Origin of the sequence: Streptomyces sp. NPDC048419 (assembly GCF_043200415.1) — a bacterium.
In the GTDB taxonomy this organism is placed as follows: Bacteria; Actinomycetota; Actinomycetes; order Streptomycetales; family Streptomycetaceae; genus Streptomyces.
Window position 1 is genome coordinate 122,761 of the sequence record NZ_JBICXT010000011.1, and the last position, 13,312, is coordinate 136,072.

At 71.1% G+C, this 13,312-nt stretch carries 8 protein-coding genes; 4 read left to right on the plus strand and 4 right to left on the minus strand.

Translation table 11 applies throughout. From position 1 onward, the window contains the following. Positions 1–13: 13 nt before the first annotated feature. From ACGFYN_RS23420 to ACGFYN_RS23435, 4 genes are read left to right on the plus strand one after another with little or no spacing between them, the layout of a single operon-like run. Positions 14–1,357, plus strand: coding sequence for an ABC transporter substrate-binding protein (locus ACGFYN_RS23420; protein ID WP_393867771.1), 1,344 nt, complete (start codon positions 14–16; stop codon positions 1,355–1,357). Beyond that, entirely contained in the window at positions 1,354–2,232 is an 879-nt protein-coding gene (locus ACGFYN_RS23425; protein WP_393867772.1) for an ABC transporter permease, read from the plus strand. Before ACGFYN_RS23420 ends, ACGFYN_RS23425 begins: the two co-directional genes overlap by 4 nt. Beyond that, entirely contained in the window at positions 2,216–2,983 is a 768-nt protein-coding gene (locus tag ACGFYN_RS23430) for an ABC transporter ATP-binding protein (protein ID WP_393867773.1), read from the plus strand. The genes ACGFYN_RS23425 and ACGFYN_RS23430 overlap by 17 nt, the downstream gene beginning before the upstream one ends. 11 nt (positions 2,984–2,994) lie before the next feature. After that, positions 2,995–5,868 (plus strand): fumarate reductase/succinate dehydrogenase flavoprotein subunit, encoded by a 2,874-nt coding sequence (locus tag ACGFYN_RS23435; protein WP_393867774.1) that lies wholly within the window; start codon positions 2,995–2,997, stop codon positions 5,866–5,868. A gap of 49 nt (positions 5,869–5,917) precedes the next feature. On the opposite strand, the gene recQ is transcribed toward ACGFYN_RS23435, so the two are convergent. From recQ to nuoL, 4 genes are all read right to left on the minus strand, one after another. Continuing rightward, positions 5,918–7,927 carry a DNA helicase RecQ gene (gene recQ, locus ACGFYN_RS23440; RefSeq protein ID WP_393867930.1) on the minus strand — a complete coding sequence of 670 codons (2,010 nt, stop codon included), beginning with the start codon at positions 7,925–7,927 and terminating at the stop codon, positions 5,918–5,920. Positions 7,928–8,128: 201 nt separating this feature from the next. Beyond that, complete coding sequence (nuoN, locus tag ACGFYN_RS23445) at positions 8,129–9,787, minus strand: NADH-quinone oxidoreductase subunit NuoN (RefSeq protein WP_393867775.1); 1,659 nt, start codon at positions 9,785–9,787, stop codon at positions 8,129–8,131. Continuing rightward, positions 9,784–11,355, minus strand: coding sequence for an NADH-quinone oxidoreductase subunit M (locus ACGFYN_RS23450; RefSeq protein ID WP_393867776.1), 1,572 nt, complete (start codon positions 11,353–11,355; stop codon positions 9,784–9,786). Before ACGFYN_RS23450 ends, nuoN begins: the two co-directional genes overlap by 4 nt. A gap of 5 nt (positions 11,356–11,360) precedes the next feature. Continuing rightward, entirely contained in the window at positions 11,361–13,307 is a 1,947-nt protein-coding gene (nuoL, locus tag ACGFYN_RS23455; RefSeq protein ID WP_393867777.1) for an NADH-quinone oxidoreductase subunit L, read from the minus strand. Between the last annotated feature and the right edge of the window lie 5 nt (positions 13,308–13,312).

Here is a 13,312-nt window from a genome sequence, read left to right on the forward strand (position 1 = left end):
GTCCCGAACTCCCATGAAACGCACAGCAATCGCCGCGTCCACCGCCCTTCTCCTGCTGCCCCTGTCCGCCTGCGGCGGCAGCGCCGAGGCCGGCGACGGCGGGACGGTCACCATCACGGTCGGCTACCAGTCCAAGACCATCAACACGGTCACCGCGGGCACCCTCCTGCGCTCGCTCGGCTACCTCGAGCGGGACCTTGACGCCCTGCACGACGGCCACACCTACAAGGTCGACTGGCAGGACTACGCCACCGGCGCCCCCATCACCGCCCAGATGACCGCCGGGAAGATCGACATCGGTTCCATGGGCGACTTCCCACTGCTCATCAACGCGGCCCGGGGCAAGCAGCTCGGCAAGCCGACCCATCTGGTCTCCGTCACCGGCTACAACCCGCGCGGCGGTCTCAACACGATCGTCACCTCCCCCGGCTCCAAGCTGTCCTCCCTCACCGGCCTGAAGGGCAAGAAGGTCTCCACGAGCGTCGGCTCCGCGGCCGACGGCACCCTCGTACGGGCCCTGCAGCGCGCCGGCATCGACCCCGACAAGGGCATCGAGAAGCTCAACCAGCAGCCCGCGGTGGGCGCTTCGGCCCTGTCGGCCGGCAGCGCGGACGCGCTGTCGCAGTTCGTCGCCTGGCCGGGCCTGCTCGCCTACCAGGGCAAGGCGAAGGCGCTGTACGACGGCGCCCAGCTGAACCTCCCCACCTTCCACGGCGTCACCGCCCGCGAGGACTTCGCCAAGCAGCGGCCGGCGGTCCTGGAAGCCTTCCTCAAGGCCCAGGCAGAGGCCACCGAGTACCTCGACGCCCACCCGGTCGCCGCCGCCGAGAAGGTCGCGAAGGCCACCGGCCTGCCCGCCGAGGTCGTCTACCTCTACAACGGCGCCCACGGCATCTCCACCTTCGACCCGGCGATCAAGCCGCAGCTCGTCTCCGCCCTGAAGCAGGACGTCTCGGTCCTGAAGGCGGAGAAGCTGACCGGCGACATCGACGTGGACTCCTTCGTCGACGACCGGTACGTCAGGAAGGCCCTCGGCGCCGGGTACGCCGAGCGCCTCGCCTCGACGCCGCCGACGGCCGCGAGCGAGGTCTGGCCCAAGGGCTCGGAGCAGACGATCGGCTTCAAGTCCCCCGCCGACCTGCTGGGTTACGTCGCCGGGCACAAGAACGGCATCCGTGCCGCCTACGTCCCCGACGCCACCACCGGCACCCTCTGGTTCGCCGACCGGGCGGTCTGGGTGGCCGACGGCAAGCAGCTCCTCCCCTTCGTCGCACCGGCCACCGCGAAGGCGTACGCCGCCGCGCACGGGGGCGCCCGCGTCATCACGTACGCCGATGCTCTGGGGCGGGCGTCATGAGCCACCGGCCCCTGGCACGGTATGCGCTCCGGGCGGTGTCCCTGGCCGCCGCCCTGAGCCTGTGGCAGCTGCTGACCAGCCTGAACGTCGACCTGTGGCTGCGCTTCTCGCAGTTCCCCACGGTCGCCGACGTGGCCCGCGCCTTCGCCGACCGGCTGTCCGGGCCCGACTACTGGACGGACCTCACCGACAGCCTCACCCGCATCGTCACCGGCTTCCTCCTCGCCGCCGTCCTGGGTGTGGCGGCGGGCGTGCTCGTGGCGCGCTCCCGCCTCGCCGAGGACCTGCTCGGCCCGCTTCTCGAAGTCGTCCGCCCGATCCCGGCGATCGCCCTGGTCCCGGTCGCGATCCTGCTCTTCCCCTCCAACGAACAGGGCATCGTCTTCATCACCTTCACCGCCGCCTTCTTTCCGGTGCTGGTCTCCACCCGGCACGCGGTCCGCGCCCTGACCCCGGTGTGGGAGGAGGCGGTGCGCACCATGGGCGGCGGCCGGTGGCGGATCCTCGGCTCGGTCGTCCTGCCGGGCGCGCTGCCCGGCATCTTCGGCGGTCTGTCGGTCGGCATCGGCGTCTCGTGGATCTGTGTGATCTCCGCCGAGATGATCTCCGGCCAGTACGGCGTCGGCTACCGCACCTGGCAGGACTACACCGTCGTCAACTACGCGGGCGTCCTCGTCGGCATGGTCACGATCGGCGTGCTCGGCTGGGTCACGTCCACGGCCGTGGAACTGCTCGGCCGCCGGCTGACCCGCTGGCTGCCGCGCACCTCCTTCGTCCCCGCCGGCCGGACTCCGCGGCGGGCACGCGGCACCGAAGCCGCCGTACCGCTGAGCCCCACGACCAAGGAGGACGTGCCCCATGACCAGCTCGTCTGACCTCCGCCCGGCTTCCCGCACCGGAGCGGGGCTGGCGCTGCGCGGCGCGGTCCTCGGCCGTCCCGGCGCGCCCGTGCTCGACGGCGTGGACCTGGATGTCACCCCCGGCGAGATCCTCACCGTCGTCGGTCCCTCCGGCTGCGGCAAGTCGACCCTGCTGCGCACGCTGGCCGGACTGCTGACCCCGCTGGCCGGGTCCCTGGAACAGGACGGACGCCCGCTGACGGGCCCCGCCGCCGACCGCGCCCTGATCTTCCAGGAGGACGCCCTCCTGCCCTGGCGCACCCTGCGCGCCAACGTCGAACTCCCCCTCGCCATCAGGGGCTTGCCGCGCGCCGAGCGCCGCGTCCAGGCCGACTCCTGGCTCGGCCGGGTCGGACTCGCGGACCACGCACGGCACCTGCCGCACCGCGTGTCCGGCGGACAGCGCCAGCGCGCCCAGCTGGCCAGGGCCCTCGCGGGCGCGCCCCGCGCGGTCCTGATGGACGAGCCCTTCGGCGCCCTCGACGCCCAGACCCGCGCCGGCATGCAGGACCTGCTGGTGGAGGTGCTCCAGGGCACGGGCGCGACCGTCGTCTTCGTCACCCACGACGTGGACGAGGCACTGTTCCTCGGCGACCGCGTGGCGCTCCTCGGCAACGGCCGGCTGACCGCCGTACGCGACGTGCCGCGCCCGCGCGACCGCACGGCGCACGACGACCCCGCGCGCGTGGCGCTGCGGCGCGACGTCCTCTCCTCGCTCGGTACCTGAAAGGCCCCCCGGTGACCACCTCCGTGAACACGCCCCTGGAGATCCCCGCGCTCGGTGACGCCGAGGAGATCAGCTGCGACGTCCTCGTCATCGGCGGCGGCACCGCCGGCACCATGGCGGCGCTCACCGCCGCCGAGCACGGCGCGGACGTGCTCCTGCTGGAGAAGGCCCACGTCCGGCACTCCGGCGCACTCGCCATGGGCATGGACGGCGTCAACAACGCCGTCGTGCCGGGCCGCGCCGAGCCCGACGACTACGTCGCCGAGATCACCCGCGCCAACGACGGCATCGTCGACCAGAGCACCGTCCGCCAGACCGCCACCCGCGGCTTCGCCATGGTCCAGCGGCTGGAGTCGTACGGGGTCAAGTTCGAGAAGGACGAGCACGGCGACTACGCGGTCCGCCAGGTCCACCGCTCCGGCTCCTACGTGCTGCCGATGCCGGAGGGCAAGGACGTCAAGAAGGTTCTCTACCGGCAGCTGCGGCGACGCGAGATGCGCGAACGCATCCGCATCGAGAACCGCGTGATGCCGGTGCGCGTACTCACCGCGCAGGGGCGGGCCGTGGGCGCGGTCGGCCTCAACACCCGCACGGGCGGCTTCGTCACCGTCCGCGCGGGCTCCGTGATCCTCGCCACCGGCGCCTGCGGCCGCCTCGGCCTGCCCGCCTCCGGCTACCTCTACGGCACGTACGAGAACCCGACCAACGCGGGCGACGGCTACGCGATGGCCTACCACGCGGGCGCCGAGCTCACCGGCATCGAGTGCTTCCAGATCAACCCGCTGATCAAGGACTACAACGGCCCGGCCTGCGCCTACGTCGCGAACCCCTTCGGCGGCTACCAGGTCAACCGGCACGGCGAGCGCTTCGTCGACTCCGACTACTGGTCGGGCCAGATGATGGCCGAGTTCGCGGCGGAGGTCGCGAGCGACCGCGGACCGGTGTACCTGAAGCTCAGCCACCTGCCCGAGGAGTCGGTCTCCGCCCTGGAGTCGATCCTGCACTCGACCGAACGCCCCACCCGGGGCACCTTCCACTCGGGCCGCGGCCACGACTACCGCACCCACGACGTCGAGATGCACATCTCGGAAATCGGCCTGTGCGGCGGCCATTCGGCCTCGGGCGTACGGGTCGACGACCACGCCCGTACGACCGTCCCCCGCCTGTACGCCGCAGGTGACCTGGCCTGCGTGCCGCACAACTACATGATCGGCGCGTTCGTCTTCGGCGACCTGGCGGGGGCGGACGCGGCCCAGTACACCCCGTACGAGGGCGAGTTGCCGGCCGATCAGCTCCGGGACGCGCACGAGCTGATCTACCGCCCGCTGCGCAATCCGGACGGCCCGCCGCAGCCCCAGGTCGAGTACAAGCTGCGCCGCTTCGTGAACGACTACGTCGCCCCGCCGAAGTCCGGCGCCCGCCTCTCCCTGGCGCTGGAGTCCTTCGAGCGGATGCACGAGGACATCGCTGACATGGGCGCGCGCACCCCGCACGAGCTGATGCGCTGCGCCGAGGTCTCCTTCATCCGCGACTGCGCGGAGATGGCCGCGCGCGCCTCCCTGGCCCGCACGGAGTCCCGCTGGGGCCTCTACCACGACCGTCTCGACCATCCCGAGCGCGACGACGCCTCCTGGTTCCACCACCTCGACCTGCACAAGTCCCCCTCCGGATCAATGGAGTTCACGGCCCGCCCCGTGGCTCCCTATCTCGTCCCCGTCGACGAGTTCAGCCCCGTCGGCGGCCCGTCCCGTCACCTCGGCGAGGTCCACCCCGAGGACGTCGCCACGGCCGGTTCACGGGACGTGGCGCCCGTGGCCTCCGGCCCGCAGGCCACGGCACCGGTCACGACCGGGACCGCGGGCTCCGAGTCCCCGCTCCTGGACCCCGGCCAGGCCTCTGCCCGCCTCCTGGAGCTCGTCGCCCTCGCCGAGGAGGAACCCGAACTCGACGCCCTACGGCCCTACTTGACCGACCCCGCTCCTGCCGTCCGCCGCGAGGCCGTCGCCGTCCTCACCGAGACTGTGCCGCCGGGAACCGGTCCCGCCCTCGCCGCGGCCCTTCGTGACGCCGCCGCCCAGGTACGGGCCACGGCCGCCGCGTCCCTGCGCGAGCTCGTGGAGACGCTGCCCGCGGAACCGGCCCTCCATGACGGTCTCGCCGCCGCGCTGGCCGAGCCCGACCCCGTCGTCCGCGCCGCCTCCCTCGACGTCCTGCGCGCCCTGCGTCTGGGCGACGCCGGCCTGTTCACCGGGGCCCTGACCGACTCCGACATCCCCGTCCGGGTCGAAGCCGTCCGCGCACTCGTCTCGGTGGACGCCGCCACGGAACTGTCCCGGGCCGCCACCACCGACCCCTCCCGCGAAGTCCGCGTCACCATCGCCAAGGGCCTGGCGACCGTATGGGCGAGCCGAGTTGGGCATACGGCGAGCTTGAACGCGGAGGCGGAGGAGGATCGACGGAGCGGGGAGGCGGAAAGCCGGGTCGGGGATGGGGACGATGCGGAGGCGACCGGCGACCTCGCCGCCGTCCGCACCGCCCTGACCGACCTCACCGGCGATCCCGACGCCCTGGTCCAGGGCGCCGCCTACGCGGCGCTGGGCACCACCGGCTGCCCGGCACCGCTCGCCGTGCGCGCCGTCACCGCGCTGTCCGACGCGGCCTGGCAGGTCCGGTCGGGTGCCGCGACCGCGCTGTCCGCCGCCGAGCCGGACGTCGCGGTCCCCGCCCTCGCCAAGGCCCTCGCCGACCCGAACGCCGACGTGCGCAAGGCGGCCGTGCTCGCGCTGACCCGGCACGGCGACACCGAGGACGCCCGCGCCGCCCTTGCCACGGCCACCTCGGACTCGGACGCGGACGTCAGGGCGTACGCGGCCCGGGCGCTGTGACGGTGCCACCGCCCCTCGGGCCGGCGTCGGATCGGCGTCGGCCCGCCCCTTATATCCAGTCGTCCGGTTCCGGCTCCGCGTCCATCTCGGGCCAGTAGTCCTCGTCCCCCGCACCGCGATCCGCACCGGCATCCGCTGCGGGAGCAGCCGAGGGAGCCGCGGCCGGCGCCGAGCCGGATGCGCCGCCCAGCGAGGCCAGTACCTCCAGCACCCCCTCGCCGTACGTCGCCAGCTTCTTCTCGCCGACGCCGCCGATGCCGCCGAGCTGCCGCACCGACGTCGGCCAGACGGTGGCGATCTCGCGGAGCGTGGCGTCGTGGAAGATGACGTAGGCCGGGACGCCCTGCTCGCGGGCCTGCTCGGCGCGCCAGGCTCGCAGGGCCTCGAACGCGGGCTGCAGTTCCTCGGGCAGTTCGGCCGCGGCAGCCTTGGCCTTGCGCTCGCCCTTGCCGGAGGACGACGACCGCGAGGTCGCCGGCTTCTTCGGCTCCTTGCGCAGCGGCACCTCCCGCTCGCGCCGCAGCACCGATCCGCTGTCCTCCGTCAGCACCAGCGTGCCGTACTCGCCCTCGACCGCGAGGAGCCCCTGAGCCAGCAACTGCCGTACGACTCCCCGCCATTCGCCCTCGGTGAGCTCCTCGCCGATGCCGAACACCGACAGCTGGTCGTGGTCGAACTGGATCACCTTGGCCGTGCGCCGCCCGAGCAGGATGTCGACGATCTGCACCGCGCCGAACTTCTGCCCGCGCACCCGCTGCAACCGCACCACCGTCGACAGCGCCTTCTGGGCGGCGACCGTGCCGTCCCAGGTCTCCGGCGGCACGAGGCAGGTGTCGCAGTTGCCGCAGCCCGTCGGCTCGGGGTCCTGGCCGAAGTAGGCGAGCAGCTGCCCGCGGCGGCACCGGACCGTCTCGCACAGTGCCAGCATCGAGTCCAGGTGGGCGGCGGCCCGGCGCCGGAACGCCTCGTCGCCCTCTCCGGTCTGGATCAGCTTGCGCTGCTGTATGACGTCGTTGAGGCCGTACGCCATCCATGCTGTGGAGGGCAGTCCGTCCCGCCCCGCACGGCCCGTCTCCTGGTAGTAGCCCTCGACCGACTTCGGCAGGTCGAGGTGGGCGACGAAGCGGACGTCCGGCTTGTCGATGCCCATGCCGAAGGCGATGGTCGCGACGACGACCAGGCCCTCCTCGCGCAGGAACCGGGACTGGTGCGCCGCGCGTGTGCCCGCGTCCAGGCCGGCGTGGTACGGCACCGCCTCGATGCCGTTGCGCGAGAGGAACTCCGCCGTCGCCTCGACCGACTTGCGCGAGAGGCAGTACACGATGCCCGCGTCGCCCGCGTGCTCCTCGCGCAGGAAGGTCAGCAGCTGCTTCTTGGGGTCGGCCTTGGGCACGATCCGGTACTGGACGTTGGGCCGGTCGAAGCTCGCCTCGAAATGCCGGGCCGTCGGCATGTGCAGCCGCTGGGTGATCTCCTGGTGCGTGGCACGCGTGGCCGTGGCCGTGAGCGCGATCCGGGGGACGTCCGGCCAGCGCTCACCGAGCAGGGAGAGGGCGAGGTAGTCGGGGCGGAAGTCGTGGCCCCACTGGGACACGCAGTGCGCCTCGTCGATCGCGAAGAGCGCGATCTTGCCGCGGGAGAGCAGGTCGAGCGTGGACTCCAGGCGCAGCCGCTCCGGCGCGAGATACAGCAGGTCCAGCTCGCCGGCCAGGAACTCGGCCTCGACCACCCGGCGCTCGTCGAAGTCCTGCGTGGAGTTCATGAACCCGGCGCGCACGCCGAGCGCCCGCAGCGCGTCCACCTGGTCCTGCATCAGCGCGATGAGCGGGGAGACCACGATGCCCGTACCTGGTCTGACCAGGGCCGGGATCTGGTAGCACAGCGACTTGCCGCCGCCGGTCGGCATGAGGACCACGGCGTCGCCACCGGCCACCACATGCTCGATGACCGCTTCCTGCTCGCCGCGGAAGGTCTCGTACCCGAAGACCCGGTGGAGCGTGGCCAGCGCCTCGCTGTCGGTCACCCCTGGCATCTCGATGATCCCGCCCGTCCCGCGCATTGTCGTGTCCCCCGTACGTCGTCCCTCGACCACTGCCTCCACGATAGGTGCCCGCACCGACAGCCTCGGAGTTATCCACAGACCCGTATCGGTGACTCTGCGTGATCCACTGTCCGGCCGGTGTCCGGCCGAGGCCTGACCGTGCACGACGAAGGGCCCCGGTTCCGTCGGGAACCGGGGCCCTCGCACACGTGCCGCGGGTCAGCGCACGAACACTCCCGCCTGGTTCGCCAGGTCGAGGAAGTACTGCGGCGCCACACCGAGCACCAGCGTGACCGCGACACCGAAACCGATCGCCGCCATGGTCAGCGGCGACGGCACGGCGACCGTCGGGCCCTCGGGCCGCGGCTCGCTGAAGAACATCAGCACGATCACGCGGATGTAGAAGAAGGCCGCGACCGCGGACGAGATCACACCGATCACGACCAGCGGGGCCGCCCCGCCCTCCGCCGCCGCCTTGAACACGGCGAACTTCCCGGCGAACCCGGAGGTCAGCGGGATACCGGCGAAGGCCAGCAGGAACACCGCGAACACGGCCGCCACCAGGGGTGAACGGCGGCCGAGTCCGGCCCACTTGGACAGGTGCGTCGCCTCGCCGCCCGCGTCGCGCACCAGCGTGACCACGGCGAACGCGCCGAGCGTCACGAAGGAGTACGCGGCCAGGTAGAAGAGGACGGAGGACACACCGTCCTTCGAGGTCGCGATGACACCCGCGAGGATGAATCCCGCGTGCGCGATGGACGAGTACGCCAGCAGCCGCTTGATGTCGGTCTGGGTGATCGCGACGATCGCGCCGCCCAGCATGGTGACGACCGCGACGGCCCACATCACCGGCCGCCAGTCCCAGCGCAGTCCGGGCAGGACGACGTAGAGCAGGCGGAGCAGCGCACCGAACGCCGCCACCTTCGTCGCCGACGCCATGAACCCGGTCACCGGGGTGGGAGCGCCCTGGTAGACGTCCGGCGTCCACATGTGGAACGGGACGGCGCCCACCTTGAACAGCAGCCCCATGACGATCATCGCGCCGCCGATCAGCAGCAGCGCGTCGTTGCCCATGGTGCCGGCGAGCGCCGGGTCGACGTTCTTGGCGGTGCCGTCGACGACCTGCGCGATCCGCGCGTACGTCACCGAGCCCGCGTAGCCGTACATCATCGCGATGCCGAACAGCGTGAACGCGGAGGCGAAGGCGCCGAGCAGGAAGTACTTGACCGCGGCCTCCTGCGACATGAGCCGCTTGCGGCGGGCCACCGCGCAGAGCAGGTAGAGCGGCAGCGAGAAGACCTCGAGGGCCACGAACAGCGTCAGCAGGTCGTTGGCCGACGGGAAGACCAGCATGCCCGCGACCGCGAAGAGCAGCAGCGGGAACACCTCGGTGGTGGTGAACCCGGCCTTCACCGCGGCCTTTTCGCTCTCGCTGCCCGGCACGGACGCGGCCTGCGCGGCGAAGGAGTCGACGCGGTTGCCGTGCGCCTCCGGGTCCAGGCGCCGCTCGGCGAAGGTGAACAGGCCCACCAGACCGGCCAGCAGGATCGTGCCCTGCAGGAACAGGGACGGCCCGTCGACCGCGATCGCGCCCATGGCCGCGATGTGCGCCTTGGTGGTGCCGTATCCGTCGGCCGCGAGCGCCACGACCGCCGCGAAGGCGGCGCAGAGTGCGACCGCGGAGACGAACACCTGGGCGTAGTAACGGGACTTGCGCGGCACGAACGCCTCGACCAGCACCCCGACGATCGCCGCGCCCACGACGATCAAGGTGGGCGACAACTGCCCGTACTCGATCTTCGGCGCGGGGATCTTCGAGATCGGATCGGCCGCGGTTGCCGCGGTTGTCCACAGGCTGTGGACGGCTGTTGCGCTCACTTGGCCGCCTCCACCGAGGGCTTGGGATCCTTCTTGTGTACGTCGGACAGGGTCGACTTCACGGCCGGGTTGACGATGTCCGTCACCGGCTTCGGATAGACGCCCAGGAAGATCAGCAGCACGATCAGCGGGGCGACGACCACCAGCTCACGCGCCCTGAGGTCCGGCATCGCGGAGACCTCCTGCTTCACCGGGCCCGTCATCGTCCGCTGGTAGAGGACGAGGGTGTAGAGCGCGGCGAGCACGATGCCGAAGGTCGCGATGATGCCGATCGCCGGGTAGCGCGTGAACGTGCCGACCAGGACCAGGAACTCACTCACGAACGGCGCGAGGCCCGGGAGCGACAGGGTCGCCAGGCTGCCGATCAGGAAGGTGCCGGCGAGCACCGGGGCGACCTTCTGCACACCGCCGTAGTCCGCGATGAGCCGCGAGCCGCGGCGGGAGATCAGGAAGCCCGCCACCAGCATCAACGCGGCTGTGGAAATACCGTGGTTGACCATGTAGAGCGTCGCGCCGGACTGGCCCTGGCTGGTCATCGCGAAGATGCCCATGATGATGAACCCGAAGTGCGAGATCGACGCGTAGGCCACCAGCCGCTTGATGTCCCGCTGGCCGACGGCCAGCAGCGCCCCGTAGACGATGCTGATCAGGGCGAGGACGAGGATGGCTGGCGTCGCCCACTTCGACGCCTCCGGGAAGAGCTGGAGGCAGAAGCGGAGCATCGCGAAGGTGCCCACCTTGTCGACGACCGCCGTGATCAGGACGGCGACCGGCGCGGTGGACTCCTGCATGGCGTTGGGCAGCCAGGTGTGCAGCGGCCACAGCGGCGCCTTCACCGCGAAGGCGAAGAAGAAGCCGAGGAACAGCCAGCGTTCGGTGTTCGTCGCCATGTGGAGCGAGCCGTTGGCACGGGCCTGCGCGATCTCCTGCAGGCTGAAGTTCCCGGCGACCACGTACAGACCGATCACCGCGGCCAGCATGATCAGGCCGCCGACCAGGTTGTAGAGGAGGAACTTCACCGCCGCGTACGACCGCTGGGTCGACGCCGCCTCCTCGCGGTGCTCGTGGGCACGGTCCCCGAAGCCGCCGATGAGGAAGTACATCGGGATGAGCATGGCTTCGAAGAAGATGTAGAAGAGGAAGACGTCGGTGGCCTCGAAGGAGATGATCACCATCGCCTCGACGGCCAGGATCAGGGCGAAGAAGCCCTGTGTCGGCCGCCACCGCTTGCTTCCGGTCTCCAGCGGGTCGGCGTCGTGCCAGCCCGCGAGGATGATGAACGGGATCAGCAGGGCGGTCAGCGCGAGCAGCGCCACGCCGATGCCGTCCACGCCCAGTTCGTATCTGACCCCGAAGGCCTTGATCCACGAGTGGGACTCGGTGAGCTGGTAGCGGTCGCCGTCCGGGTCGAAGCGGACCAGGACGATGATCGCGAGGGCGAGGGTGGCCAGCGAGACCAGCAGCGCCAGCCACTTCGCGGCGGTGCGCCGCGCGGCCGGTACCGCGGCCGTGGCGACCGCCCCGATCGCGGGGAGCACCGCCGTCGCTGTCAGCAGGGGAAAGGACATCGGTATCAGACCGCCCTCATCAGCAGGGTCGCGGCGATGAGGACCGCCGCACCGCCGAACATCGAGACCGCGTAGGAGCGCGCGAAGCCGTTCTGCAGCCTGCGCATGCGTCCGGACAGGCCCCCGACCGAGGCCGCCGTGCCGTTGACGACGCCGTCGACCAGGGTGTGGTCGACGTACACCAGGGAGCGCGTGAGGTGCTCGCCGCCACGGACCAGGACGACGTGGTTGAAGTCGTCCTGCAGCAGGTCGCGCCGGGCGGCCCGGGTGAGCAGCGATCCCCGCGGGGCGACGGACGGGACCGGGCGGCGGCCGTACATGGCGTAGGCGAGGCCGACGCCGATGACCAGGCAGACCATGGTCGCGCCGGTGACCGTCATGGCGCTGACCGGCGAGTCGCCCTCGCTGTGACCGGTGACCGGTTCGAGCCAGTGCAGGAAGCGGTCGCCGATGCTGAAGAACGCACCGCCGAAGACCGACCCGACGGCCAGCACGATCATGGGGATCGTCATGACCTTGGGCGACTCGTGCGGGTGCGGCTCCGCGTGCTCGCCGCGGTGTTCGGCGACCGGCTCCGCGCTCGGCGCCTCCGGGGAGCGGGTGGGCTGGTTGCGCCACCGCTCCTCGCCGAAGAACGTCATCAGCATCACGCGCGTCATGTAGAACGCGGTGATGGCGGCGCCCAGCAGGGCGCAGGCGCCGAGGATCCAGCCCTCGGTGCCGCCCTTCGCGAAGGCAGCCTCGATGATCTTGTCCTTGGAGAAGAAGCCGGACAGCCCGGGGAAGCCGATGATCGCGAGGTAGCCGAGGCCGAAGGTGATGAAGGTGACCGGCATGTACTTGCGCAGGCCGCCGTACCTCCTCATGTCGACCTCGTCGTTCATGCCGTGCATGACCGATCCGGCGCCGAGGAAGAGCCCGGCCTTGAAGAAGCCGTGCGTCACCAGGTGCATGATCGCGAAGACGTAGCCGATGGGGCCGAGGCCCGCGGCGAGCACCATGTAGCCGATCTGCGACATCGTCGAGCCGGCCAGCGCCTTCTTGATGTCGTCCTTCGCGCAACCGACGATCGCACCGAACAGGAGCGTGACGGCACCGACCACGGTGACCACCAGCTGTGCGTCCGGCGCGGCGTTGAAGATCGCTCCGGAGCGGACGATGAGGTAGACGCCCGCGGTCACCATCGTCGCGGCGTGGATGAGGGCCGAGACCGGGGTCGGGCCCTCCATCGCGTCCCCGAGCCAGGACTGCAGCGGCACCTGGGCGGACTTGCCGCAGGCGGCGAGCAGCAGCATCAGCGCGATGGCGGTGAGCTTGCCCTCGGAGGTGTCACCGACGTGGCTGAAGACCGGCCCGAAGGCGAAGGTCCCGAAAGTCGCGAACATCAGCATGATCGCGATGGACAGGCCCATGTCGCCGACGCGGTTGACCAGGAAGGCCTTCTTCGCCGCCGTCGCCGCGCTGGGCTTGTGCTGCCAGAAGCCGATGAGCAGGTAGGACGCGAGGCCCACGCCTTCCCAGCCGACGTACAGCAGCAGGTAGTTGTCGGCGAGGACCAGCAGGAGCATCGCCGCGAGGAACAGGTTCAGATAGCCGAAGAAGCGGCGGCGGCGCTCGTCGTGCTCCATGTACCCGACCGAGTACAGGTGGATCAGCGAGCCGACACCGGTGATCAGCAGCACGAACGTCATCGACAGCTGGTCGAGCTGGAAGCCGACGTCCGCCTGGAAGCTCTCGACCGGGATCCACGTCCACAGGTGCTGTGTCAGGGTCCGGTGTTCGGCGTCCTTGCCGAGCAGGTCGGCGAAGAGGATCACACCGAGCACGAAGGACGCGGTCGACATCAGTACGCCGATCCAGTGGCCGACGGCGTCGAGACGCCGGCCGCCGCACAGCAGTACGGCCGCTCCGAGCAGTGGCGCCGCCACCAGCAGCGCAATCAGGTTCTCCACGATTC